The following is a 24,520-nucleotide window of genomic DNA, read 5'->3' on the forward strand; positions in this document are numbered from 1 at the left end:
TATGGAACATAAAATACTGGCAGACGACAAGCGTTTTTATATCAATGACGAGCAGGGCAAGCTGATCGCCGAGATCTCTTTCGTGCCGAGCGGCGACAAGCTGACCATTATTGATCACACCTGGGTGGATGAGTCATTGAAGGGGCAGGGCGTCGGCAAAAAGCTGGTGGCGCTGGTGGTGGAGAAGATGCGCGCGGAGCAGCGTAAAATCATTCCACTGTGCCCGTTCGCCAAGCATGAGTTTGATACCACGCCGGCTTATCAGGACATTCGCGCCTGAAGCGATAACGGGGCGCGGCGCGCCCCGGTCATTCAGCAGACGCCGAAATCGCCGTCTTCGTGGTACAGCGCCACGTCGCTGGCCTGCACTTCCGTGCGCTGCTCTTTGCCCAGTTCATTCCAGCTGCAAACCAGGGTTTCGCCGTCGATCGCTACCACGGTCATCTTTGGGCCGCCGGTGGTGCGTTGTACAAAATCACCGATATTGAATGCCATGCGTTCCTCCACAACAGATTAAACCTCATCTATTGATAACACAGAATGCCGCCGCCGTTGGCAGGAGTTTCGTTATGTATTAATTTATACAGCGATTATCACTAAGGAGAGCAGACTAACATGCCGGGATTATTGATGTTTTATGTGGGCGGTACGGCGCCGGGCGCCAATATTGAGTTGCACGACGTGCAGTTCGCGGCGGCGGATCGGCCGGAAGAGGCGTATCCGCTGCTGCGTGAAAAGTGGTTCGGCGATAAGCGCAAGGTGCATGTCGACGGCTATGCGCGCATCGACTGGGCGGACGGTTACGACGTGAGCCTGGAGCCTGCGCCGTTCGCCGGTGAAGAGAAGCTGTTTTTCGTCAACGTGGGCGGCTACCGCAGCGATGAGCTGGCGGAATTGCACCAGTTCGGCCTGTTTGTGGCGCGCTCCGCCGACGAGGCGAAGGAGAAAGCCAAACGGGTACTGCTGACGGACAGCGCGCAGCAGCACAAGGATGACCTGGCCGACGTGGACGACTGCCTGCTGCTGCAGTCGCTGCAGGGCTACCACGTTCATTTGCGCGCCAACCCGCACGGCAAACCGGCCCGGCCGCTGTGGCAGGGGTATCTGCCAATCGGCGAACCCGCGTTATAACGCCGCCAGCGCCTGCAGCTGTTGCCGCAACCAGCGGCAGGCCTCCGGCCGGCCGTTCTTGCGGTGCAGGTAGATTTTGATCTGATACGGCGGCACCGGAAACGGCAGGGGATGGATATCCAGCGCCGTCGCCTGCCGCAATTTTTGCGCGGCGTAACGCGGCATGCTCATCACCAGTTCGCTGTCGGCGACGATGAACGGCGCGCCCAGCAGCGAAGGCGTGCGGATGGCGATATCGCGCTGCAGCCCCAGTTTGTCGAGCTGGTAGTCAATGACGCCACGCTGTTCGTTCCACGGTGTCACCACCAGATGACGCGCCTGCAGGTAGTTTTCCAGCGTCAGCTCGCCGTATTTCGCGCTGAACGTGGGCGAACAGATCGCCACATACTCATCCTCCAGCCAGCTCACCTCGTCGATCTCCGGGTAGCTTTCGCCATCGGTTTCGGTAAAGCCCAGCGCGAAGTCGATGCGCCCCGCCAGCAGATCGTTCAGCGCCACCTTGCGCTCGGAATAGCGCAGCTGAAACGATAACCCCGGCGCCAGGCGCTGCATCTGCGCCATCAGTGCGGGAAACACCGCGAAAGCGGTGTAATCGGTAATGGCGAAGGTGAAGCTCTCCCGGCTTTCGGCGGGGACGAAGCGCGGGCGCGGATGCAGCCCTTTGGCCAGCAGCGCCAGACTTTCGCTGACGGTCGGGGCCAGGCTGTCGGCATACACCGTCGGGTGCATGTCGTTGCCGACCCGGTAGAACAGCTCGTCCGCCAGCGCCTTGCGCAGCCGGATCAGCGCGTGGCTCAACGCCGACGCGCTGAGGGCCAGCTCCGCCGCGGCGCGCGTCACCGACCGCAGCCGATACACTGCTTCGAACACCAGCAGCAGGTTGAGATCGAGGCGTTTCAAATCCAGATGCATGATATTCATTACCTGTTGATGAAAATGCAGTTCATACAGTATTGGAGGCGCGATATGCTGGCAAGCACAGTCATTAACACACTCAGGATTTGCCATGACCATTGAGATTTACCCGGCGCAGAAAAGCGACGCCAAACTGATTCTGGATATGATTATCGAGCTGGCGGTGTACGAAAAGGCGCGCGAGCAGGTGCTGGCCAGCGTGGAAGATATCGAACGCAGCCTGTTTGGGCCGGGCGCCTGTTCCGAAGCGCTGATTTGTACGGTGAACGGCGAGCCGGCGGGTTATGCGGTGTTCTTTATGAGTTACTCCACCTGGCTGGGTAAAAACGGCATCTATCTGGAAGACCTGTACGTGGCGCCGAAGCATCGCGGCGCGGGCGCAGGTAAAAAGCTGCTGCGGCACATCGCCCAGCTGGCGTGCGAACGGCAGTGCGGTCGCCTGGAGTGGAGCGTGCTGGACTGGAACCAACCGGCCATCGATTTCTACCTCAGCATCGGCGCGCAGCCGCAGGGCGAGTGGGTGCGCTATCGTATGGAAGGCGAGGCGCTGACGCACTTCGCGGCGCACGGGGTGGCGTTGCCGGCATAATAGCCGTTGGGGGGAGGCGGCCTCCCCAACTGTGGTGGTTTGAACGGTTTACTGCGGATCAATCAGGCGGGTTTGCGGGCGGCGAGAATGAAGATCATCGGGCGCTCCTGCTCTTCGTCCAGCGCCGGATTAGCGGCGATTTGCTGCGCGCTGGGGCCCCATTCGTTCAAATGCTGGATGATAAACCCTTGCTGCGCCAGCGGGTTGATATAGCCGCCAAGCGTGCGGTGCTGCTTGATGACGCCTTCCGCCAGCCAGTTGGAAACGCGCTGGCCTTCTCGCTGGTAACCGTTGACCGGCCAGGATTTCTGCCCGTTGCCGTCGGTCAGCCAGCCCTGCTGCGCCGGGGCGGTGTAGATCGGGTGTTCGGCGGTGAAGATGAACTGCCCGCCGGGTTTCAGTGCGGCGTACACCGTGGCGAACAGCGCGGGCAAATCCTCGAGGTAGTGCAGCGTCAGCGAGCTGTAGACCAGATCGTAACTTTCCGGCGGCAGCTGCAGCTGCGCCAAATCCTGCCGACGGTACTCGATGCCCGCGTCGGCGGTCATTTCCCGCGCTTTGGCCAGCATCTTTTCCGAGACGTCCAGCCCCAGCACGCTGACTGCGCCCTGTTCGCGCGCGCTGCGGCAGAACCAGCCGTAGCCGCAGCCGAGATCGACCACGCTTTTGCCCTGTAAATCCGGCAGGATGCGGCGGATGGCGGGCCATTCCGGCGCGCCGTCCAGGCCGTGCTGCGAGCGGCTGAGCTGCGCATAGCCGTCGAAGAAGGCCTGATTGTCATAGATGTTTTGCGTCATGATGACTCCTTGGGGTGAATGACGGCGGCGGAATGCCGCTGCCATACCCTGCATATTGCTGCATAATTCTACGCTGACAACATGAATAACGGGAATGACGATGGACATGATTTCGGTGCGGCAAGCGCCCGAGCTGGCGCCGTGCGCCATTGCGTATTTTCAGCGGCACTGGGCCACGGCAGAGACGCTGATGATGTATGAAGACGCCATCAACCGCAGCCTCGGCGCCGCCAACCCGCTGCCGCAGTGGTACCTGCTGATGGAAAATGACCAGATCCTCGGCTGTGCGGGGCTCATCACCAACGACTTTATCAGCCGTGGCGAGCTGTATCCCTGGCTGTGTGCGCTCTACGTAGAGGAAACGCAGCGCGGCCGGGGCTACGGCGCCAAACTGATTGAGCATGTGGCGGCGGAAACCCGCCGGTTGGGCTTCCCGCAGCTGCACCTGTGCACCGATCTGGAGGGCTACTACGAGCGCAACGGCTTCGTTTATAACGGGCTCGGGTATCACCCCTGGGGCGAAGCCTCGCGGGTCTATTCGCGGGTGCTGTGATCGCCCTCGCCGGGGGCGTGTAAGACAAACCTGACTTTTCTTTCACCTCATTGCGCAACGCGGGTTACACTGGCCGCTTGTTCGCCACCGACCGGGTTAATTCGCCGCCGCGATGAGAGTGCCACGTCAGCTACAGCAACGCGTTACCGCCTGCATCGCCATTATGGCGGTGCTGTTGCTGTTTGTGGCGCCGGTGGTGTCGAAATCGCTGATGCACCACCCGATGATGGGCGGCATGATGCAAACGGACGCCGCTATGCCGCACGACATGCACGGGATGGCGATGCCCGCCGCCGAGCATGCCGGCCACCACGGCATGGATCCTGCGGAGATGATTTTCTGCGGCTATTGCGAGCTGCTGATCCACGTGCCGCTGCTGCTGTGGGCATTCGTCCCGCTGCTGTGGCTGATGGCGCGCATCGCGCGCCTGCCTTGCGCGCCGCGCATCGTTTCTCCGCCCCTTCGGCGCCTGACTCTGCGTCCGAGCCCGCGCGGGCCGCCCGGCCAACCGTTTTTCCCTATTGCTTGATCATGGGTAACGCCGTCCGTATCGCTGCGGACGGTTTGCCTGCGCGCACAGTTTGAAAAACGAGAAAGGCCATGTCTTCAATAACCAAAACTCCACCTGCCGCATCGCCGCGTGGCGCGATGCTGAACCTGATCAGACGGCTGCATTTTTATATCGGCCTGCTGGTCGCTCCTTTTATTCTGGTCGCTGCACTGACCGGCACGCTGTATGTGCTGACGCCGCAGCTTGAAGAGGCGCTGTATCGCGATGCGCTTTTCACCGAACCGCACGGGCAGGCGAGATCGCTGGCTGACCAGATCGCCGCCGCCCGCCGTGCGGCGGGTGACGAGGCGCGCATTTACGCCGTGCGTCCGGCACCCGGCGCAATGGACACCACCCGCGTGCAGTTCGCGAGTGCCGATCTGGGCGCCTCCGAGTCGCGCGCGCTGTTTGTCGATCCTTACACCCTGGCGATCAAGGGCGACATGACGGTGTACGGCACCTCTGGCGTGCTGCCGCTGCGCACCTGGCTGGACAAGCTACACAGCAGCCTGTTGCTCGGCGACCTGGGGCGCAACTACAGCGAGCTGGCGGCCTCCTGGCTGTGGGTGGCCGCGCTGGGCGGCGTGGCGCTGTGGCTGGCGACGCGGCCGAAGCGCAAGCTGAAAAGGGTGAAAGGAGGCTTTGCCGCCAGCCGCCATTGGCATATCACGCTGGGCGTGGCGCTGCTGGCCGGGCTGCTGTTCTTCTCGGCTACAGGGTTGACCTGGTCGCAGTGGGCCGGCGGCAACATCGACGCGCTGCGAGCCAACCTGGGCTGGTTGACGCCGCAGGTCAACACCAGCCTGCAGGCCGATGCGCCGCAGACGCCGGCCGATCCGCACGCCGAGCACCGCGGGATGATGCCGGGCATGAAGATGAACCCTGCCGCGCAAAGCAATGCGCTGAACGGTGATTGGGATCGGGCGCTGCACGCTGCGCGCGCCGCCGGGATCGACGCCGCCAAGGTCGAGCTGCGCCAGCCGAAAGGCGAGGGCAAAGCCTGGACGGTAACCGAAGTGGATCGCAGCTGGCCGACGCAGGTGGACGCGGTTGCCATCGCGCCGCAAAGCTTCGCCGTCATCGATCAGGTGCGGTTCGACACCTTCCCACTCATCGCCAAGCTGACCCGCTGGGGCATCGACGCCCACATGGGCATTCTGTTCGGCTTGCCGAATCAGCTGCTGCTGGCGGCGTTCGGCCTCGGGCTGTGCCTGATGATTGCGCTGGGTTACCGCATGTGGTGGAGTCGCCGCCCGGCGGCGGGTGCGCAGCATCCGGTGCATACGCTGGTTGCCGCCTGGCTGGCGCTTTCCCTGCCGGCACGCGTCGTCACGCTGCTGTTTGCAGCCGTACTGGGTTATTGCCTGCCGGTAATGGGCGTGAGCCTCGCGGCGTTGCTGCTGGTGGACGTGTGGCGCTGGCGCGGCCAGCGGCAAGGCCAGCGGGATGAAACGCCGGAAGCGGCCGCCCGCCGCGCCGAGGTGCGCAAGTTCCGCGCGGCGGTGGCGACAGTGGCGGTGGCGGTCGGCTGCGTGATGGGCCGAGCGATCCTCGGTGGCACCGTCGAACAGTTTCAGCTGCCGATCGGTGACTGGAGCGCACAGATGGTGATCATGCAGAGCCTGATGGTGCTGCTGTATACGCTGGTGTTTACCCTGCTGCTTTCCATTCCGCTGTGGTATTTCTTCCTGGGGGAGAAAGAGGGGCGGTGAGGTAGCGTCCGGCATGCCTGCGGGCATGCCGGATATTTGGGAATAGGGCTTAAGCGCGTATCATCTCACCAGATAGGCAATTTCCACTGAAAGGAAGCGAACGATGACGTTTGAATAAGTGTGGGATATGTATAACTAAGTGTATTTATTAATATTTTTGTGCTGTGCTCTATCCATCTGCGCAATTTTGTTCAGAAAGATTTTTCAGTTCTGATCTTCTATAAAATATCCCATCGGGCCGTGCCAAGCCTGGGGCTTTGGCGTACTCCCAAACTGAAAAATGCGTGAATTGGTAATCGCTCCCTGGTTTGGTTATTCTCTGAGCTGGACACATTTTGCTTAAGGAAAGCGAATGGACGCAAAGCAAATTGCACATGGAATTTTGGATGGAATTTCGACTATTCCCAGCGGGATGTATCATGGTGTCGTTCGCACTTGGCAAGGAGCTGGATTGGCTGGTAGCAACCTTAAGACTAGAAACCAAGAAGAAACAGAACGTTTCGCCCGTATGGTCAAGTCGATGGGTAACAGTGAAGAGCCCTTACGACGCCTGATTACTATTGTGATCACTGATTTCTATCAGAAATTAGACGCTAGCGGCAAAGAGTCCATCAATAATAAACTAGCCTATGGTGCCGGTCGTCTTGGTGGACGAACTGGGGGCCAATTTGCATTGGCGCAATTTGTGGCTCACATGATGCTAAGGAAAGCGACCTCTGCATTAGCCTATAAACAATTTGTACGCTTTGGCGCTTCGTTCACTCTCAACCTTGTAATGTTACAGGGACTTATCGAAGAGGCAGCCCAAGCATCCCGACGAATGCAAGTTAAGTTTCCTCAAACATACCGGAAGGTGTCGGCGTTAAATTTAGATATGGCATATTTCTTGGTTGAGGCGCAACTAGAGCCATATCTCCAATTCATTAACAGCCACCCTATGCTTTGTAAAGGTATTCAGAATGAACTCTGCAAAATCCTCTCTAACCAGAAAACTCACTAAGTATATAGGGTTAGGTGCTTCACATGCTTTGGAAGCCATAGTAACCGGCGTTTGCGCGATTGCTGCTTTCATGTCGCTGTTCTTACTTGATGGGGCAGTGATGAAGGTTGCTGGCTTTGTTGGTTTCTTCGTTGCCGGCTATCTAATCACCCTGGCGATTGCATGGCTGCGCGGGGAGCGGTAACAAAGTGGCGACGTAATTTTCTTGTCGCCATTACAAATGGTTCCACTGTGCTCATTACTTCACATACTGTATTCCCAAAGCTCTCGGGGGACTGTTTTTTTACTGGATCTGTGCGGAGCCTTGGCTTGTTCCCTTGATCTCTTCCCTGAAAACAGTACCAGTCTAAACTAAAGCCGGGATGCTTACCTAATCAGCACTAGGCGGAATAAGTTATTGTTGTCTCATAAACTCTTAGTTACGCTAGCAAGTAATTTTTCAACCGTGACATAACCTGTCAACCTGCTCATGTAAGATCGTAAACATGATGAACAACACGGAAGTGAAAATGAGTAAGAAGAATCTCTTATTGGCCACGCGGCTTGCGGATATCTTGCTACGTTTAAACCGTGGAGAGACGTTAACGCTTAGCGGTCTGGCAGAAGAATATGGTGTGCATCAACGTACCATCCGTCGCGATATAGAGGAACGGCTCGCCGTTGCGGGGATAGAAAAAGACGTAGAGCTAAATGGCTACACTCTGCGGCCTGAGTATCTCGGCAAGTTTGATGCGTCAAGTATTGATACTTTTGCCAAAGTAGCTGGGGTTAAAGGGCTGTTTCCCGTGATGGACAGAAAAATGCTCCAGTCCATTTTTTACCCGACAATAGCACCGAATATTCTGGTTAAAGGCCATCATTATATTAAGAATGAGCAGCAAACCGAGAACTTCGTGCGTTTGCAGCAGGCGATTGATGAGCGCCGCCGCGTATCATTTAGTTTTTATAAGCGTGCTGAGCAGAAAATCTACACCGTAGAGCCTTACCAGCTGATTAACCATAACGGAGTCTGGTACCTCGCCGCCAAGCATCAACAAAAAATTAAGAAATTTACGCTTGGTAAAATATCAGCTCTCAACTGCACCTTTGATCTTTTTGAATGTTCACCTTTGTTGCTCAAAGAGTTGGAAAACGAAGAAAGCGTGTGGAGTAATGAGCAGAAATTTGAAGTGGTAATTAAAGTTTCCCCCGCTGTGGCTGAATATTTTCAGCGCCGTGCTCTTGTGGTTGGACAGGTTATCGAAAAAGAACTACACGATGGTGGATTAATTATCTCAAGTAATGTTTCGCATAAAAATGAGGTTTTTCCTGTGGTGCAATATTGGCTCCCTCATTTGAGAATTATTTCACCTGAAAGTTTACAGCAAGAAATGGAAACAGAGATTAAAAAATATCTGGGTATATAAGGGAAGGGCATGGCAGGAAAGAAAAAGGGTAAAAATGAATTTACCAAAAAAATATTAAAGGTGGCTGAGCATTACAATGTGATTGTTGCGGCCACGATGAGTGCGGGAAAATCCTCCCTTATTAATGCGCTATTGGGTAATGAAGTTCTTTACTCAGCCAATGAAGCCGCAACTGCGACGCTGACGCGTATTACCCATAATAGAAATTTACGCAAGCGAATAGAAGGGGTGAGCTACACCCAACAGGGTGAGCGCCATGAACGTAGTAAAAATGTGCAAAGTGCGACCCTTAGGGAGTGGAACGACAATCAGGCAGTGAAGTATATAGAGCTGGATTGCCGTATTGAGGGCCTGTGTAAAACGACTAAGCCGCTGGCTATTTACGACACCCCTGGGCCGAACAACAGCCAGGATGCTAGCCATAAAGCCCTGCTAGAGGCGGCTCTGACGCTACCGGGGAAAAAACTGCTGGTCTACGTGCTCAATGCAACCCAACTGGCGACTCAAGACGACAAAAAACTGCTACAGGAGATTAAAGATAGTCCGGCCTTGGCTTCAGGTAACCAGATTATTTTTATCCTTAATAAAGTAGATCAGCTTGATGACGAACGTGGCGAGACGATCGAGCTTTTCCTTGAAAAAACCCGGAACTACCTGGAGAAAACGGGATATTCACGGCCAGTGATTATCCCGGCGATGGTGCAAATATCCTTAATTGCAAAAAAAGTGCTCAACAGAAAAAACATTACCCGTAATCAAAAACATCGCCTGCAGGCTGAGCTTCAACGATTTAGGGAGAGTAAATTTAACCTCAATGAAGCGTCGCATGTACCTCTCGCTATTAAACGTCAGGTTCGTGCTGAATTAAAAGGAAGTCAGCCTGTAAATGCGCAGTCCGACATTTTTGATAAAACTGAGTTGACACAGTTTATTGCCTGCAGCGGTATTCGTACCCTGGAAATTTTTCTTTCACAGCATAATTAATTATTCGGAGAACTATGAACAGTATTTATCTGGAACATAACCCCTTTACCGTTGAAACAATATTTCTGGTTAACGGTGTAGAGCCTGCGTCAGGCTGTAAACTCTCCAGTTATAAAGAAGCACGTTTGCAGCTTTGGGTAGAATCATTGTTTGCTGAGTTGCAGGCGCTGCTAAACGGCGAAACGCAGCTTGACGTGGAGTTCAAAGGCGTTGAATCCGACTTTATGGATGTGCAGGATGCTGCTGCTGTAGCCCGCGATAACGGTATGGAAATCAATCTGCGCTGGCAGCCAGTGCGGGCAACAGAAGATCGCCTGGACGAGATTAACGCGCTGATGGAGGAGGCTAAGCTCAACCCGCAGTTCAAGGACTACATCGTTAACAATGAACAGGTGCGTAACGATTTTCATGAGACGTTCAACAACGATTTTAACGTGTATGTGGTTGCGACCATGTCGTCGGGTAAATCTACGTTAATCAATGCCATGCTCGGACAGGATCTACTACCAGCGGCGAACGAAGCCACCACGGCGACTATTGCACAAATCATTGATGATAAAACGACGGGGAATAGTTTTGCCGCGCGCCGTTTTTCCAGCAGCGGCGAGGAAGAATCGCGGCCCGAAATCAATGCCGATACACTCAAAGAGTGGAACCAACGGCCAGATACCCAGGAAATTGAGCTACGTGGCAATATCGTGGCGATGCAGCCACGTGATCATGTTCGCCTGGTGCTAACCGACACGCCGGGGCCAAACAACAGCCAGGATGCGGATCACGCACTGAAAACGATGAGCTTCATCAAGGACTCCAGGCGTAACCCGCTGATCCTCTATGTGTTAAATGGCACTCAGTTAAGCACCGACGATGATAAACGATTGCTGAGCCTGGTTTCGGAAACTATGCAAAAAGGCGGTAAGCAAAGTAAGGACCGCTTTATTTTTGTGGTGAACAAGATGGACGCCTTTGACCCGGAAAAAGGCGAGTATGTCGGTGCCGCACTTGAGCGGGTTAAAGAATATCTTGAGAATAATGGTATCAATAATCCGCAAATTTACCCTGTCTCTGCACAGTTAACTTACCTGTTGCGGAAACATCCTGACAGCTTGACTCGTAAAGAGCGCGGAGATTTAAACGGCATGACGGACCTGTTCCTTGAAGAGTCTACTATGAACTTCCCGGAATACATGCCGCTCACCTCGCGTGTGCGCCGGAGCCTTGAAGAACGTGGCCTTACCAATGCTCTCAAACGCAGCGGTCTGCCAGCCGTAGAGGTCATGATTGATGAATATATCGATAAATATAACGTTCCCACGCGTTTGAATCGTGCTTATGCTGCTCTGCGTCGTGCAATCGAGCTGGGGATGAAAGAAACTCAACTGGCTGAACAGCTTAAGAAAGATGAGAAAGAGCTGATGATGATTAATGATGAAATTAATCTTCTGCAGGAACGGCATAAAAAAGGGCTGGATACTGAAGCGTATAAAGAACAGATTCACCGTGAAGGGAAAGGATTACCACCATTCGTTGCTGATAAAATCACCCATGAGGATAACAAGTTCCGAAGCCTAATAAAGGCATTGACTAATGACATTTCCCCTCTGGGCGAGGTGGATATAAACCGAGCAAAAATTGAATTAGAAAATGCCGAGCGGAAACTGACCTTTGCCAGTAATGATGTGATCGGTAATCTTGAAATCGCCTTCTCGGATGCCCAACAGTATATCAAAGATGAATTGCAAAAAGAGTATCTGAATTTTATCGCTGAGATATTCGATGGAGCCCGCACGCTGGCTTTGCCTATGCTGCAGGGACTCAAAGAGAGTATGGAGGATATGTCGCTTAACCTGAGTCTCAATGAGCGCAATGTTAAGACCAAAGAGGAATGCTATAACGGCCGCGGGGTCAGTGATTCCAACTGGTATAACCCTTTCTCCTGGGGGCGCACCCGTATCGTGTACGATTATCGCACCGTTGAATATGTCGATATGAATGAAACCTGGAAAGAGAAACGAACCATTATCGAAAGTGAGTTTAATGACTTCCGGGCGAGCGCGCTGAAAAAAGTGGAATCCGATAAAGACAAGCTAGTGGAAAGCTATCTAGCCTTTATTGAGCGTGAATTCAATGAAAAGTTTGACGCTTTAATCGGCACTATGCAAGAGCAGCTAAATAATAAAGCAGTTCGAGAGCAGACCATCGCAGAGGCGAGAGAGCAGCAGCGCTGGATTATTGATTTCAAAGCGAAGCTTGATAACACGCTGGCCATTTAATAAAGGGAATCATGATGGACGATAAAGCAAAAAATCGGCAAACCCTGCGCCAAAACCTACTGGAACAGCTAACCCGTAATGAGCTGGAAAGCGGTGAAATACGTCAGATTGTTGCTTCCAGTGTCGCTATTGCCGATTTTTTTGATGACTACCAGGTCAACGAGATCTTCGCTGCCATTGAGCCAGATGAACTTGACTGGAACGCAGGTTATTTCGACCGCCAACGCAAACTGGCGCAGTACAACTTCGCTGAGAAGCGGGTCAGTCATCTTATTGATGTCCGTGAGTATCTTATTAGTAATGGGATTGCTGGATTTGCAAAAGCCCCGCTTGCAGGGCGCACTGAGGAAGCGAAAACAATGAATATGCAAGGTTACACACCTGGTGCAACATTAGCGAAAATGGTTGAACACGGCACTACCAGTCAGGCTCGTTCAGCGCTTATTAATGAACTTGAAGATAATAGACTTGATGATGCTGAAATCGAACGAGCTGTCGTATGGGCTCAGTCACAGGTCGCCGATTTGTTTGTCGATTATGAAGAAAATACGTTGGCTGGGAAGATGAATAACGATCCTGAACAATGGGATGAGAATTACTACTACCAGCAAACTTCCAATATCAATGTCAACTTTGCCAAAGTTCGTTTTGAACATTTGATTACAGTGCGCAATACGCTGCGCCAGCGTGGAGTGAAAGGCTTTGAGCGCATTATCCTCAAGCCCAAAGCTCAACCACAACCCCAACAGGCGCAGACAACTCCTCACCCGCGCCATGATTCCTCTTCTGCTCCCACTCAGTCGGGCTTCTTGCGCGTTGCGCTGATGGTGGGGGGGGCGCTTGCGGTGCTGGCGGCGCTGGTGATTTCTTTACTCTAAAGGTGGATTTATGTCGCAAAAAATGATGACACCGTCGCGCCTCAAAGAGCTTGAGCAGCGCACAGATGTGACTTTGCAATCGGCAAGAGTGCTTATCAACCGCAGTTATCTGGCGGAGATGAAAAACTACCCTTTGCAGTCCGTTTCTACCCAGACAGGGCTGTCCGTCAACCGTGCCGGGGATATCCGTATATTCCGCATTGAGCGCATCGTGCAGGAAAACAAACAATCGGTGCTTGAAAGCACCACCGCTGCCTATACTGCGCTGGGAGCAGCCGGTTATGCCGTGTTTCTGTTCCTGAAGTCCGATGGACGCGAAACCAATTTGTACATTGGTACGCGTGGTACGCCGGGCAAAATGCTGGGGCATAATTCTGGCGAGCTGCTTAAAGAAACCTTTAAAGGGCATTTTTCCGGTAGTAGCCTGGTGCCGCTAGCGGCAGATGAAACCGACGAACTCCTTGAGGGGGCGCTGGCGCAGCAGGATGAGCCTTCGGCAACCATCACCGCCGTTACCGGTGTACCGTCCTTGTCCACGGATAATCATGAACATTTCATGCAGGGGCTGGAACATTTTATCGACGCTGCGGAAAGCCGGGTTTATCAGGCTCTGATCCTCGCGGAGCCGGTTTCGCCACAAAATCTGGACGTGATTCGCACAGGTTATGAGCAGGTGGCGACCCAGCTTTCCAGTCTGGCAAAAAGGCAGTACTCGTTTGGCGTTCAGGACAGTGAAAGCGTAGGTTTGAGCATCAGCGAGGGGTTAAGCCAGTCGCTGGGCGAAAGTCTGGGAATGACCGAAACTAAAGGTACCTCGGATACTACCAGTAAATCGACCAGTAAAAGTTGGGGAGAGTCGCAAACCGTCAGCACGTCCGATGCTTTTACTCGCACCTATGATGAATATCACCAGGCACGTGCTAAGGGCGATAGCATGGGGATGGCTCGCGGTATTGGAAGCTTGCTGAAAAACGCGGTGTTACCAAGAAATATTTCTGGCAGCATAAATAGCGGCGGCTCGGAAAGTCTTTCCGAAAGCCATACTGACAACCTGTCGCAAGCCAGCAGCACAACGACAAGCAAAACCGATACTACCAGCCGCACCGGTAGCCACTCTCTGAACAAAACCCAGGGCAGCAGCCAGCAAATCTCGCTGGAAATAAGTGACAAGACCATCGAAAAGATGTTGGAAAAAGTTGACCACCACCTGGAGCGCGTAAACGAAGCTCGTACCTATGGCGGCTGGCAAACCGCGGCCTACTTTATCGGTGACAGCGCCGCCTCGTCTGAATCCTTAGCGAGCATTTTCCTCGGGCTAATGCGTGGCAGTCGCTCCAGTACTGAAGACTTTGCTCTGACGACCTGGCAGTCTCAAAACAAAAGGGTGGTTCTCGATTGGCTAGCTACGCTTACGCACCCGCGTCTTACTCCAGCCTTCTCTGAAGGAATCAATATTGATTACCTGACGCCCGCTACGCTGGTGTCGGGTAAAGAAATGGCGATTCAGCTTAGTCTGCCGCGCCGCTCAACCTCCACTGTGGCGGTACTTCAAACTCAGGCTTTCGGACGTAAAGTTCAGCGTCTTGATAGCAATAGGGAGAGAACGCGTGCCGATCGTGAAATCAGCCTCGGTTCTATACGCCACTTGTGGAATGATTTGCCGCAAACCATCAATCTGGATGTCAACCAACTGGCGAGCCATCTTTTTGTTACGGGCTCAACCGGGGCCGGGAAAAGTAGTACCATTTATGAGCTTCTTTCCCAACTAGGCCGCCATCAGGTGCCGTTTATGGTGATTGAACCGGCAAAAGGTGAGTACAAGCATATGTTTGGTCACCGTAGCGACGTCCGGGTGCTAGGTAGCAATGCGAAGTACAGCGAGCTGCTGCGAATCAACCCCTTCCGTTTCTCGGATGAGACGCACGTCCTTGAACACATCGATCGGCTGGTGGAGATTTTCACCATGTGCTGGCCGATGTATGCCGCGATGCCTGCCATCCTGAAAGAGGCCATTCTGCAAAGCTACAGCGAATGTGGTTGGAATATGGTCAGTTCTGTTAACCGTTTCACCCCGGCTTTGTTCCCGACGTTCAACGATCTGCTGGTGCAGTTGAAAGCCGTGATCGATGATTCTGCCTACTCCCAGGAGCTTAAAAGCAATTATACCGGCTCGTTGGTGACGCGAGTGAAATCATTGACCAACGGACTAAATGGGCTGATTTTCTGCGGTGAAGAAATTGATAACGCAGAGCTGTTCGACAGAAACGTGATTGTCGATCTCAGCCGTATTGGTTCTCAGGAAACGAAATCCCTGATTATGGGGATCCTGGTCATCCGCTTGAGTGAACATCGTGCTGCATTTTCAGGCATGAATCAGCCGCTAAAACACGTCACCGTGCTGGAAGAGGCACACAATATCCTCAAGCGCAGCATCTCCGGCGGCGGTGGGGAAGGGAATGACATTACGGGAAAATCGGTGGAAATGCTTTCCAACGCGATTGCCGAGATGCGTACGTGGGGAGAAGGATTTATCATTGCCGATCAGTCACCTTACGCCGTTGATATTTCAGCGATTCGTAATACCAATACGAAAATTATTATGCGTCTGCCGGATGAAGCCGACCGACGTATCGCGGGGAAATCCGCTGGATTAAACGACGATCAGCTTGATGAGCTTGCGCGTCTGCCAAAAGGAGTGGCGCTGGTTTACCAGAATGACTGGCTTGAGCCTGTGCTGTGCCGGATTAATAAGTTTGCCGGGAAAGAAGTGGCCTACCGCTATGAAGCCGCCGCGGTGAGTTCGGACGGCACCCAACGTTTTAACCAGCAACTGATTGCCTGGCTGATGTCTTCGCGTCTGCGGCAGCCGCTGGCGATCTCGCTGGAAACTCTGGAGGCCGGGTTGGAAGGTAGCCCGCTGGCAACCGGGCAAAAAATTGTGCTGAAAGCACTATTTGAAGAGTTCCGTGCAACTGGAGAAATCAGACTCCAAAACGAACAGCATTTTGCCAGCCTGGCAAAGCTAGTCGTTAACCTGCTGGATTGCACCTCCGCTATTGAACGATGCGTTCGTACTACGTCGGGCTTTGATGAATTGGCGCAGTCGTTCCGTCAACTTATTGTTAAGCAAACCGGTGAATTGTCTACGGGGCTTGAACTGGCGGTACAGCAGTGCTTCATGCGTGAGCTGGCTGGCAGAAATGATGAATACCTGAAGGTATATGCCGCATGGCGTAAACACGTCATCCCGGAGACTGTAGCATGATTGAGATGACCGTTTTAAAAGAACTGGTGGCGGAGTCGCTGGGGGAGCTGTTGGAAAGCGTGAAGGATATACGCATTGAAGACATTAATGTCGAAGAGCTCGACAAGCCTGTTGATCTGGAACTGCCGCGTAATGAGTTGACTCCGCTATCCGAAGAAACCAAAGAGGTCTTAAGCGAGGAAGGGTACACAGATGAGGTGGTCGAAAGTATCAACAGCGAAGAGGAGGCAGCAATTTATCGGGATGCAGGTCTGGAATGTCAGACTGTTAACGGTAATGACGCATTAATTAATACTGAAATCGACCTGGATCAAACTGATGCGTTGGGTGACACCAATCTCGAACGTATGGAAAAAGGCAAGTCGCCGTTGGATGCAAATGGTAAACCAATTGAGTTACATCACGTTGGGCAGAAGGCTGATTCCCCGCTGGCGGAGCTGACGCACGCGCAGCACATGGAAGGTGGCAATAACACCATTTTGCACGACACAACAAAAGAGTCTGAAATCGATCGTGGCTCGTTTGCCAAAGAGCGTGAGGCGCACTGGAAAGCACGAGCTGAAGAGATTAAACAACGTCAGGAGGAGGCAGCATGAAGAAGTTAGCGCAACAAGTTGCGGCGCAAGGTGCCGATATTCGCCCTGCCGAAGAGAATGAAATTACCACTGCGGAACAGGTGTTACGGATGCAATTTTCCCCAGAGTATAAAGCCTATTTGTCTGAGTTCGGTTTGATTGCCTTTGGGGCAACTGAGATTAGCGGCCTTGGGGTTCCTGCGACGTCGCATCTGAATATTCTGAGCGCGATAGAGCCGCTTCGTGAGGGTAAGGACTATCCGCCCCAGGCTGTACCGCTTTGTGATATTGGTGATGGATACTATTACCTTTATGATAATCAGCAGCACAAAATCCTCACTTGGTCGATGATTAACGGAGTAGTAGAAACGAGTGAGGAGAAGCTGGAAGCCTTTCTGCTGCGTATCATCTTTGACGTTGAGTCATAAAAACTGACGCATTATTCTTTTATAGTACAAACCCACCAGTCACGAAAAACTGGTGGGTTTGAAGTGGTCAACAAAAACTGGCTACCGCGTCAGAGTTTTTCCAGTATCGGTTTTCCGATTCGTTTGGTGGTAACCCACCATTATATTCGTGCGGTCTTAGTACGCTGTAATATCTAACGATATAGTCCGTTATTGCGTGAACTGCATCGCTGAAGCTTACATAGCCCGTCACCGGCACCCATTCGTTCTTCAGACTCCTGAAGAAGCGCTCCATTGGGCTGTTATCCCAGCAGTTTCCACGCCGACTCATACTCTGCTTGATCCGGTATTTCCACAGTAATTGCCGGAACTGCCTGCTCGTATAATGACTGCCTTGATCGCTGTGGAACACCACTCCGACGGGCTTACCACGCGTTTCCCATGCCATTTCCAGCGCTTTCATGGTGAGTCGGCTGCCCGACGAGAACGACATTGCCCAGCCCACTGGTTTTCTTGCGAACAGATCGAGAACAACTGCGAGGTACGCCCAGCGCTTACCAGTCCAGATATAGGTCACATCACCGCACCACACCTGGTTTGGCTCCGTTACGGCGAACTGTCGTTCAAGATGATTCGGGATGGCAATGTGCTCATAACGGAGAGAGGTTTGTCTTGCCATTGCCGGGTTTCCATAGTTTTAGGCACCTCAAAAACAATATAGATTTATGAGGTGCCTAACAATGTGCCTAAAAGGTTCGGATTTAATTAGTTTTCTTCGGACTTTGCAGGACAAATTGAGGGCACAAAAAAGCCCGCAGGGCTTGCGCCGTGCGGGCTCTTAGGACTTCATCGAATGACTCTGGTAATCACCGATGGAGAATTTTGGTGGAGCTGGGGGGATTTGAACCCCCGTCCGAAATTACTACACCGTCGGCACTACATGCTTAGTCCAATCTTTACATTCGCCGGCCAGCTGCGGATGGACACGCTACTGACAGACTAGCCTGATTGAGTTTAACGCTTCAGCCCCAGGCAGGACGTCCACGCGATCTCTTTTGGGTTTGACCTCTCTTGATCCCCGTCCTAAGAGCGGAGGCTAGGGAGAGAGGGCTCTAAGCAGGGTATTAAGCTGCTAAAGCGTAGTTTTCGTCGTTTGCGACTATTTTTTTGCGGCTTTTTACGAGGCCAACCGCCCCTCGGCATGCTCCTAGGGCTTCGCAAATCCCGTCGAATCCAGAATCAGCCCCAAGTAACTTTGTGTAGTATACCAGAAGTTTACCTCGATAAGCCAGCGGCTTAACGATTGGCGTGCTTCATGATACGGGCTTTCGCCGTCTGCCATTCGCGATCTTTGATGTCATCGCGTTTGTCGTGCTCTTTCTTGCCTTTGGCTACGCCGATCTTGATCTTGCTCCAGGCATTTTTCCAATACAGGGACAAGGCCACCACGGTGTAACCGTCGCGGTTGACGCGGCCGAGCAGGGTGTCCAGCTCGCGTCGGTTCAGCAGCAGTTTACGGGTACGCGTCGGATCGCACACCACATGCGACGAAGCCACGTTGAGCGGGGTGATGGTGGCGCCAAACAGATAGGCTTCACCGTCACGGAACGTCACGTAGCTGTCGCTGAGGTTGGCTTTGCCTGCACGCAGCGATTTAACTTCCCACCCTTGCAGCGACAGGCCCGCCTCGAACTCTTCTTCAATGAAGTATTCGAAACGCGCGCGCTTGTTTTGGGCAATGGTGGCGGAACCGGGTTTGTGTGCTTTTTTCTTTGTCATAGTGCGTTCATTATACTGGATGCTTCAGCGAAAGAAATCCTTTCCCGTTCAGCACCTGCGCAATTTTTCGCATTTTTGGTTCCCTCATCCCGTAGCAGATTTTTTGTTTGCCGCCAGATAAATGGTATTATCTGTACGTTTTATGTCTTACAGGAAATGATATGCCCCAGATCAGTCGGTCTGCATTAGTGCCGTTCAGCGCCGAGCAGATGTATCAGTTGGTTAACGATGTTCATTCTTACCCCGATTTTCTGCCAGGCTGCACCGGCAGCCGGGTGCTTAATGCTACCTCCAACGAGATGACCGCCGCGGTGGACGTCGCCAAGGCCGGTATCAGCAAGACTTTCACCACGCGCAATACGCTACTGGATAACCAGAGCATCAATATGCAGCTGGTCGATGGCCCGTTCCGCAAGCTGATGGGCGGCTGGCAGTTCACGCCGCTGAGCGAAGAGGCCTGCAAGGTGGAGCTGCACCTGGACTTCGAGTTCACCAACAAACTGATTGAGTTGGCGTTCGGCAAGGTATTCAAAGAGCTGGCGGGCAACATGGTGCAGGCATTCACCCAGCGGGCGAAAGAGGTCTACAGTGTCTGACATCCAGGTCGAGGTGGTGTACGCCTTGCCGGAGCGGCAGTACCTGCGCAAGGTGAAGCTGGCCGAAGGCAGCAGCGTCGAGCAGGCGATCCAGGCTTCGGGCCTGCTGGAGCTGCGCCAGGATATCGATCTTAAAAGCAATAAAATCGGCATCTACAGCCGCCCGGCCAAGCTGGGCGATAGGCTGAACGATGGCGACCGGGTGGAGATTTACCGGCCGCTGATCGCCGATCCGAAAGAGCTGCGCCGGCAACGGGCAGAAAAGGCAAAAAAATAAGGCGCTTATAGCGCCTTATTTTTTTATCTGAAACTGATTTTCTCTTCCGCGTTGCAGCCTGCGACTGTCATGAGGAACACCATGCCCCCTCATGGGCCGGAAGAGCGGGCGGCGCCGATTACTTGGTCAGCGCCGGTTTGTTCTGGATATCGGTCAACACGCCTGCGCTGTCGAAGGTCAGCGTCAGCGTCTGCTGGGTGATATCTTCATGGCCAGGCTGCTGGCGGAACACATAGAACCACGTCTGAGTTCCGAACGGGTCTTGCAGCATTGGGGTACCCAATGTGTAAGCGACCTGTTGTTGGGTCATCCCTTTCTGAATTTTCGCCACGTCGGTCGACGTCAGGTAGTTCCCCTGGTTGATGTCAGGACGATAAACCACCTTTTCAAAAGTAGAACAGCCTGCAGTCAGCATCACAAGAACTACAGCGGCGGCAGTCAGCGTTTTACAGCGCATAGTAATCACATTCCTTTAGGGCATAGGATGCCGATGATAATAGACCTTGCGGCAGTTGGAAACCTTTATACCCTTCATCTTTCACGTTGCGACGCATTGGCTTTCCTTTAGCACCTCAAGCGCTTGACCTGTTTCGGGCCGTTGAGGAGGCTTAAGATCACCGCCGCGCCGCACTTTAGATATATTTCGGGTCAACAGCGTCACTGTCAGACCGCAGGAAAGTGAAAAAGTTGAGCTTTTTTATGCCGCCAGCAGTTCTTTGGCGTTCGCCAACGTATTGCGGGTGACTTCGCTGCCACCGAGCAGGCGCGCCAGCTCCTGCAGCCGGGCGCGTTTATCCAGCGGCGCCATCTGGGTTTCGGTGACCGTGCCGTCGGTCTGCTTGCTGACGAACAGGTGCTGATGCCCGCATCCGGCCACCTGCGGCAGGTGAGTCACGCACATCACCTGGGTGGATTCGCCGAGCTGGCGCAGCAGACGGCCGACGATGGCGGCGGTCGGGCCGCTGATGCCCACGTCCACCTCATCGAAGATCAGCGCCGGGGTTTCCATCTTGCGGGCGGTGATCACCTGAATGGCCAGCGCGATGCGCGACAGCTCACCGCCGGAGGCGACCTTCGCCAGCGGTTGCAGCGGCTGCCCCGGGTTGGTGGAGACGCAGAACTCGGTGCGGCTGGCCCCTTCGGCGCTCAGATGCTGCGGTTCGAAGCGCACGTCGATGTTGAATTTGCCGTGCGGCATGGAGAGCGCCTGCATGCTGTCGGTGATGAGCGTGGTCAGCTCGGCCGCGTAGTGCAGGCGTTTCTGGTGCAGCTCTTCCGCCAGCGCCAGCGCCTGCTGATGATGCTGGGTGACCGCCTCGTTCAGGTGCTCATGATCGCTTTCCTGCTGTGAAAGCAGCTGCTGTTCATCCAGCAACTGCTGATGCAGCTGCGGCAGCTCTTCCGGCGCGACCTGGTGTTTGCGCGCCAGGCTGATTTGGCGCGACAGGCGCTGTTCCAGCTCGTGCAGGCGGTTGGGATCGAGATCCATGCGATCGGCGTAGTGGCGCAGCTCGTCGCTGGCTTCGCTGATCTGGATAGAAGCCTCTTCCAGCATGTCCAGCAGGCCGCTGAGCTTGTCGTCCAGCCCGGCTAGCTCAAGCAGCAGGTGTTTGGCGCTGTAGAGCTGGCTGAGCATGTTGTTCTCGTCGCTGTCGGCCAGCAGCTGCAGCGTCTGCTGGCTGAGGGTCAGCAGCTGGCCGCTGTTGGCCAGGCGCTTGTACTCGGCGTCAGTCTGTTCGAACTCGCCGGCCTGCGGCGCGAATTCGTTCAGCTCTTTCAACTGGTATTGCAGCAGCTGCTTGCGCGCTTCGCGCTCGATGGACTGCTGCTGATGATGCGCCAGCTCGCGGCAGCTCTGGTGCCAGCGTTGGTAGGCCTGGCTCATCGCCGCCAGCAGGGCGGGTTCGTCGGCGTAGGCGTCGAGCAGCGCTTTTTGGTGCTCCGGCTTGAGCAGCAGCTGATGGGCGTGTTGGCCGTGGATTTGGATCAGGCGTTGCCCCAGCTCGCGCAGCTGCGACAGCGGCACGGCGGTGCCGTTGATAAAGCCGCGTGAACGGCCGTCGGCGTTGATCACGCGGCGCAGCAGGCATTCGTTGCTGTCGTCCAACTGGTTTTGCTCCAGCCACTCGCGCGCAGACGGGGTGTCCGCCAGCGAGAAGCGGGCGCAGAGGTCGGCGCGGGCGGCTCCCAGGCGCACCACGTTGCCGTCAGCGCGGTTGCCGAGGCACAGCCCCAGCGCATCGATGGCGATGGATTTGCCGGCGCCGGTTTCACCGGTGATCGCCGTCATACCCGGTTGAAAATCGATTTCCAACTCACGAACGATAGCAAAGTTGCTGATGGTTAATTGCGCCAGCATGGGAACCTTCCTGTGTATAAACACATAACTGTAATTTAATACAGTATAAACTGGTTTTATATACAGTAAAGTGGCCGGCGCAGATTTTAGAACAATTTTTTCGACCAGCCCAGCTTGGTGCTTAACGTGTTGAAATAGCTGTAGTCCTTCGGGTGAATCAGATTCAGGTGGAAATCGCTGCGGCGGATCAGCACTTCTTCGCCTTCCTGGATAGGCAGCGCGATCTGGCTGTCGCAGCTGATCTCCAGATCGCTGCCGATCTGCGAGAATTTCAGGCGGATGGTGCTGTCGCCGTTGATCACCAGCGGCCGGGCGGAAAGGGTGTGCGGGAACATAGGCACCAGCGCGATCGCCTCCAGCGACGGGGTGAGGATCGGCCCGCCGGCGGAGAGCGAGTAGGCGGTGGAGCCGGTCGGCGTGGCGATGATCAGGCCGTCGGAGCGCTGCGAGAAGGCGAAGCGATCGTCGATGTACACCTCGAATTCGATCATGTGTGCCACTTTGCCAGGGTGCAGCACCACTTCGTTGATGGCGGTGCTGATGCGGCACTGCTGGTGCTCTTTATGCACGATGGTTTCCAGCAGGAAACGCTGTTCGTCGATGTATTCGCCTTCCAGCACGTCCGCCAGCTGCTGCAGGGCGTTGTCGGGATCGAGGTCGGTGAGGAAGCCGAGGTTGCCGCGGTTGACCCCGATCACCTTGATGTCGTAGCGCGCCAGCACGCGCGCAGCGCCGAGCATGTTGCCGTCGCCGCCAACCACCACCGCCAGATCGGCCCGCTGGCCGATATCCGCCAGGCTGCCGGTCACGGCGTCTTTCAGCCCCAAATCATGGGCGATTTGGCGTTCGATCATCACCGAATAGCCGCGGGCGACCAGCCAGTGGAACAACATCTCGTGGGTTGCCAGCGCTGAAGGGTGACGCGGGTGGCCAACAATGCCAATACAGGCGAATTTTTTATTCATTTGTTGTGATTTTCCTCACCGGGACCCGTTTATGCCCCACATTGTGACCGGTTGACTTGAAACCCCGGTTTTGATCCCCATAATAAGCCAAGTTGCGAGATTAATGCTAAAACGCGGAGATATTCATGAGTAGTAAAGAACAGAAGACGCCAAACGAGCAAGTCTCGGAAGAAATGGAACAACACGCTCATCACGATGATACGCTGCCGGAAGCGGCGGAAGGCGTCGATCTGCGCGATGCGCGTATCGCCGAACTGGAAGCCCAACTGGCGGAAGCGCAGCAGCACGAGCGCGACAGCCTGCTGCGCGCCAAAGCGGAAGCGGAAAACATCCGCCGCCGCGCCGAACTGGACGTCGAGAAAGCGCACAAATTCGCCCTGGAGAAATTCTCCGGCGATCTGCTGCCGGTGATCGACAACCTGGAGCGCGCGCTGGATCTGGCGGATAAAAACAACCCGGAACTGGCCGCGATGATCGAAGGCATCGAGCTGACGCTGAAATCGCTGCTGGACGTGGTGCGCAAGTATGGCATCGAAATCGTCGGCGACGTCAACGTGCCGTTCAACCCGGAAGTGCATCAGGCGATGAGCATGATGGAATCCGCCGATCACCAGCCGAACCACGTGATGATGGTGATGCAGAAAGGTTATACGCTGAACGGTCGCCTGCTGCGTCCGGCGATGGTCGCGGTCTCCAAAGCCAAGGCGTAATCGCCCCGGCAACGGCATAAAGAAAGGCACCCGAGGGTGCCTTTTTTGTCTCTGGACTATGCCTGCGGCAGGCGCGGCATCCAGTCGATCGGCGTGAGCCCTTGCTGCTCCAGCAGCTGATTGGCCTGCGAGAAGTGGCGGCAGCCGAGGAAACCGCGGTGCGCGGAGAGCGGTGACGGGTGCGGCGCCTTCAGCACATGGTGGCGGTTGCGGTCGATAAAGTTGCCTTTCTTCTGCGCGTGCGAGCCCCACAGCAGGAACACCACGCCTTCGCGGTTCTCATTCAGGGCGGCGATCACCTTATCGGTAAAGGTTTCCCAGCCCAGGTTGGCGTGCGAGTGCGCGCGGCCGCCTTCCACCGTCAGCACGGTGTTGAGCAGCAGCACCCCCTGTTCAGCCCAGCTTTGCAGGTAGCCGTGATCCGGGCGTTCGAAGCCGGGAATGTCGGTCGCCAGCTCTTTATACATGTTCACCAGCGACGGCGGCGCCGGCACGCCGGGGCGCACCGAGAAAGAGAGGCCGTGCGCCTGATTGGGGCCGTGATACGGATCCTGGCCGAGAATGACGACCTTGACGTCCGCCAGCTCGGTATAGCGGAAAGCGTTGAACACGTCCTTCTGCGGTGGATAAATGGTCTTACCGGCCTGGCGCTCAGCGGCAACAAAGGCGAGCGTTTCAACAAAATAGGGCTGCTCTTTCTCTTTGCCGATCACGTCATGCCAGGTGAGGGAGGTGGCCATAAACGCTCTCCTTTGTTTTCTTTAGCAATTCATGGGCTATAGCTTACCGTTTCGGCACG

26 protein-coding genes, 1 other RNA gene and 1 pseudogene are annotated in these 24,520 nt (G+C 54.6%); 18 read left to right on the forward strand and 10 right to left on the reverse strand.

The features are described 5' to 3' along the window. The first annotated feature begins 1 nt into the window (after window position 1). Window positions 2–280, forward strand: a complete 279-nt coding sequence (locus tag ACJ8IL_RS14375; RefSeq protein WP_047730014.1) for a GNAT family N-acetyltransferase — start codon at window positions 2–4, stop codon at window positions 278–280. 32 nt (window positions 281–312) lie between these two features. On the opposite strand, the gene ACJ8IL_RS14380 is transcribed toward ACJ8IL_RS14375, so the two are convergent. Continuing rightward, window positions 313–495, reverse strand: coding sequence for a YodC family protein (locus ACJ8IL_RS14380; protein ID WP_025303973.1), 183 nt, complete (start codon window positions 493–495; stop codon window positions 313–315). Between the two features lie 120 nt (window positions 496–615). Between ACJ8IL_RS14380 and ACJ8IL_RS14385 the strand changes: the two genes are divergently transcribed. Further along, window positions 616–1,131 carry a DUF1543 domain-containing protein gene (locus ACJ8IL_RS14385; RefSeq protein WP_350428419.1) on the forward strand — a complete coding sequence of 172 codons (516 nt, stop codon included), beginning with the start codon at window positions 616–618 and terminating at the stop codon, window positions 1,129–1,131. Here ACJ8IL_RS14385 and ACJ8IL_RS14390 read toward each other — a convergent pair. Beyond that, window positions 1,126–2,052 carry a LysR substrate-binding domain-containing protein gene (locus tag ACJ8IL_RS14390; protein ID WP_350428420.1) on the reverse strand — a complete coding sequence of 309 codons (927 nt, stop codon included), beginning with the start codon at window positions 2,050–2,052 and terminating at the stop codon, window positions 1,126–1,128. The genes ACJ8IL_RS14385 and ACJ8IL_RS14390 overlap by 6 nt on opposite strands. Window positions 2,053–2,137: 85 nt before the next feature. Here ACJ8IL_RS14390 and ACJ8IL_RS14395 point away from each other — a divergent pair, with 85 nt between their 5' ends. After that, entirely contained in the window at window positions 2,138–2,635 is a 498-nt protein-coding gene (locus ACJ8IL_RS14395) for a GNAT family N-acetyltransferase (protein WP_141967070.1), read from the forward strand. Window positions 2,636–2,697: 62 nt separating this feature from the next. Here the strand turns inward: ACJ8IL_RS14395 and ACJ8IL_RS14400 are convergent, their stop codons facing one another. Continuing rightward, window positions 2,698–3,432 carry a class I SAM-dependent methyltransferase gene (locus ACJ8IL_RS14400; RefSeq protein ID WP_442516618.1) on the reverse strand — a complete coding sequence of 245 codons (735 nt, stop codon included), beginning with the start codon at window positions 3,430–3,432 and terminating at the stop codon, window positions 2,698–2,700. 100 nt (window positions 3,433–3,532) lie between these two features. Between ACJ8IL_RS14400 and ACJ8IL_RS14405 the strand changes: the two genes are divergently transcribed. From ACJ8IL_RS14405 to ACJ8IL_RS14460, 12 genes are all read left to right on the forward strand, one after another. Beyond that, entirely contained in the window at window positions 3,533–3,985 is a 453-nt protein-coding gene (locus ACJ8IL_RS14405; RefSeq protein ID WP_442516619.1) for a GNAT family N-acetyltransferase, read from the forward strand. Window positions 3,986–4,097: 112 nt separating this feature from the next. Further along, the gene (locus tag ACJ8IL_RS14410) at window positions 4,098–4,514 is read left to right on the forward strand and encodes a DUF2946 domain-containing protein (RefSeq protein WP_212637294.1); all 417 of its coding nucleotides are present in this window, start codon (window positions 4,098–4,100) and stop codon (window positions 4,512–4,514) included. A 71-nt stretch (window positions 4,515–4,585) separates the two neighbouring features. Then, window positions 4,586–6,247 carry a DUF2534 family protein gene (locus tag ACJ8IL_RS14415; protein WP_442516620.1) on the forward strand — a complete coding sequence of 554 codons (1,662 nt, stop codon included), beginning with the start codon at window positions 4,586–4,588 and terminating at the stop codon, window positions 6,245–6,247. 352 nt (window positions 6,248–6,599) lie between these two features. Beyond that, entirely contained in the window at window positions 6,600–7,247 is a 648-nt protein-coding gene (locus ACJ8IL_RS14420; RefSeq protein ID WP_147827566.1) for a hypothetical protein, read from the forward strand. Then, on the forward strand, window positions 7,207–7,431 hold the full coding sequence (locus tag ACJ8IL_RS14425; RefSeq protein WP_055317294.1) for a hypothetical protein: 225 nt from the start codon (window positions 7,207–7,209) through the stop codon (window positions 7,429–7,431). The genes ACJ8IL_RS14420 and ACJ8IL_RS14425 overlap by 41 nt, the downstream gene beginning before the upstream one ends. Before the next feature lie 301 nt (window positions 7,432–7,732). Continuing rightward, window positions 7,733–8,653: a helix-turn-helix transcriptional regulator gene (locus ACJ8IL_RS14430; RefSeq protein WP_442516621.1), complete on the forward strand. Its 921-nt coding sequence runs from the start codon at window positions 7,733–7,735 to the stop codon at window positions 8,651–8,653. 9 nt (window positions 8,654–8,662) lie between these two features. Continuing rightward, complete coding sequence (locus ACJ8IL_RS14435; protein WP_442516622.1) at window positions 8,663–9,637, forward strand: dynamin family protein; 975 nt, start codon at window positions 8,663–8,665, stop codon at window positions 9,635–9,637. A 14-nt stretch (window positions 9,638–9,651) separates the two neighbouring features. Further along, window positions 9,652–11,910 (forward strand): dynamin family protein, encoded by a 2,259-nt coding sequence (locus ACJ8IL_RS14440; protein ID WP_173888367.1) that lies wholly within the window; start codon window positions 9,652–9,654, stop codon window positions 11,908–11,910. Window positions 11,911–11,921: 11 nt separating this feature from the next. Then, window positions 11,922–12,788 (forward strand): hypothetical protein, encoded by an 867-nt coding sequence (locus ACJ8IL_RS14445; protein WP_442516623.1) that lies wholly within the window; start codon window positions 11,922–11,924, stop codon window positions 12,786–12,788. Window positions 12,789–12,798: 10 nt separating this feature from the next. Next, window positions 12,799–16,053, forward strand: coding sequence for an ATP-binding protein (locus ACJ8IL_RS14450; RefSeq protein ID WP_173888365.1), 3,255 nt, complete (start codon window positions 12,799–12,801; stop codon window positions 16,051–16,053). Further along, window positions 16,050–16,649: an HNH/ENDO VII family nuclease gene (locus tag ACJ8IL_RS14455; protein ID WP_173888363.1), complete on the forward strand. Its 600-nt coding sequence runs from the start codon at window positions 16,050–16,052 to the stop codon at window positions 16,647–16,649. The genes ACJ8IL_RS14450 and ACJ8IL_RS14455 overlap by 4 nt, the downstream gene beginning before the upstream one ends. Beyond that, the gene (locus ACJ8IL_RS14460; RefSeq protein ID WP_173888362.1) at window positions 16,646–17,056 is read left to right on the forward strand and encodes an SMI1/KNR4 family protein; all 411 of its coding nucleotides are present in this window, start codon (window positions 16,646–16,648) and stop codon (window positions 17,054–17,056) included. Before ACJ8IL_RS14455 ends, ACJ8IL_RS14460 begins: the two co-directional genes overlap by 4 nt. Before the next feature lie 67 nt (window positions 17,057–17,123). Here ACJ8IL_RS14460 and ACJ8IL_RS14465 read toward each other — a convergent pair. The 3 genes and pseudogenes from ACJ8IL_RS14465 to smpB all read right to left on the reverse strand — a co-directional run. Continuing rightward, a pseudogene (locus tag ACJ8IL_RS14465) lies at window positions 17,124–17,687 on the reverse strand (IS3 family transposase); the annotation flags it as partial. A 231-nt stretch (window positions 17,688–17,918) separates the two neighbouring features. Further along, window positions 17,919–18,282, reverse strand: a transfer-messenger RNA (tmRNA) gene (gene ssrA / locus ACJ8IL_RS14470). Between the two features lie 49 nt (window positions 18,283–18,331). Continuing rightward, on the reverse strand, window positions 18,332–18,814 hold the full coding sequence (gene smpB / locus ACJ8IL_RS14475) for an SsrA-binding protein SmpB (RefSeq protein ID WP_016929804.1): 483 nt from the start codon (window positions 18,812–18,814) through the stop codon (window positions 18,332–18,334). Window positions 18,815–18,975: 161 nt separating this feature from the next. Between smpB and ACJ8IL_RS14480 the strand changes: the two genes are divergently transcribed. Together ACJ8IL_RS14480 and ACJ8IL_RS14485 are read left to right on the forward strand one after the other, a co-directional pair. Beyond that, entirely contained in the window at window positions 18,976–19,410 is a 435-nt protein-coding gene (locus tag ACJ8IL_RS14480) for a type II toxin-antitoxin system RatA family toxin (protein WP_033648948.1), read from the forward strand. Further along, complete coding sequence (locus ACJ8IL_RS14485; RefSeq protein WP_049204931.1) at window positions 19,403–19,687, forward strand: RnfH family protein; 285 nt, start codon at window positions 19,403–19,405, stop codon at window positions 19,685–19,687. The genes ACJ8IL_RS14480 and ACJ8IL_RS14485 overlap by 8 nt, the downstream gene beginning before the upstream one ends. A 118-nt stretch (window positions 19,688–19,805) precedes the next feature. Here ACJ8IL_RS14485 and bamE read toward each other — a convergent pair whose 3' ends face one another. The 3 genes from bamE to nadK form a co-directional block, all read right to left on the reverse strand. Then, complete coding sequence (gene bamE, locus ACJ8IL_RS14490; RefSeq protein WP_004929101.1) at window positions 19,806–20,144, reverse strand: outer membrane protein assembly factor BamE; 339 nt, start codon at window positions 20,142–20,144, stop codon at window positions 19,806–19,808. A gap of 240 nt (window positions 20,145–20,384) precedes the next feature. Beyond that, window positions 20,385–22,046 carry a DNA repair protein RecN gene (gene recN, locus ACJ8IL_RS14495; RefSeq protein WP_049204928.1) on the reverse strand — a complete coding sequence of 554 codons (1,662 nt, stop codon included), beginning with the start codon at window positions 22,044–22,046 and terminating at the stop codon, window positions 20,385–20,387. A gap of 86 nt (window positions 22,047–22,132) precedes the next feature. Further along, window positions 22,133–23,011 carry an NAD(+) kinase gene (nadK, locus tag ACJ8IL_RS14500; protein ID WP_049209576.1) on the reverse strand — a complete coding sequence of 293 codons (879 nt, stop codon included), beginning with the start codon at window positions 23,009–23,011 and terminating at the stop codon, window positions 22,133–22,135. A 125-nt stretch (window positions 23,012–23,136) separates the two neighbouring features. Between nadK and grpE the strand changes: the two genes are divergently transcribed. Beyond that, window positions 23,137–23,721, forward strand: coding sequence for a nucleotide exchange factor GrpE (gene grpE / locus ACJ8IL_RS14505; protein WP_025303955.1), 585 nt, complete (start codon window positions 23,137–23,139; stop codon window positions 23,719–23,721). Window positions 23,722–23,777: 56 nt separating this feature from the next. Here grpE and ung read toward each other — a convergent pair whose 3' ends face one another. Beyond that, complete coding sequence (ung, locus tag ACJ8IL_RS14510; protein ID WP_033635636.1) at window positions 23,778–24,461, reverse strand: uracil-DNA glycosylase; 684 nt, start codon at window positions 24,459–24,461, stop codon at window positions 23,778–23,780. Between the last annotated feature and the right edge of the window lie 59 nt (window positions 24,462–24,520).

Origin of the sequence: Serratia sp. CY47444 (assembly GCF_052168635.1) — a bacterium.
GTDB classification, from domain to species: domain Bacteria; phylum Pseudomonadota; class Gammaproteobacteria; order Enterobacterales; family Enterobacteriaceae; genus Serratia; species Serratia bockelmannii.